Genomic DNA, 352 nt, shown 5'->3' with positions numbered 1-352 from the left:
TTAAAATTTTTCTTTTCATCGTTCATCTCCACTCTTAACTACCAATTTCCCGAACACAAAATAATCTAACATATAGTATTGTTAAATAGGTTTGCAAATAAGAAGTGAGTGTCTATGTTTTTATTTCTATAAAGAGTATTTTTCATATCCATTAGTTATTATTCAGTAAAGTTATCGGGGAAAATTAAAGAAAACGGTGTAGATTGGTCACACGAATATCCACAAATTTCTTTATTATAGTTTTTATATTCTTTTTCTACCATCTCAATCAATTCTATTTCTGAGATTTCATAAACTTCCATATAAGCTAAACATTCATTCTGGTGTTAGTATTAAATCTTAGACAACTTTT

General features: G+C 26.7%; 1 pseudogene. It reads right to left on the bottom strand.

From position 1 onward, the window contains the following. Window positions 1-158: 158 nt before the first annotated feature. A pseudogene (locus RV17_RS13855) lies at window positions 159-305 on the bottom strand (DUF7006 family protein); the annotation flags it as partial. Window positions 306-352: the final 47 nt, after the last annotated feature.

Origin of the sequence: Enterococcus thailandicus (assembly GCF_001886265.1) — a bacterium.
Taxonomy (GTDB): domain Bacteria; phylum Bacillota; class Bacilli; order Lactobacillales; family Enterococcaceae; genus Enterococcus_B; species Enterococcus_B thailandicus.
This window is presented reverse-complemented; position numbering and strand designations above follow the sequence as displayed.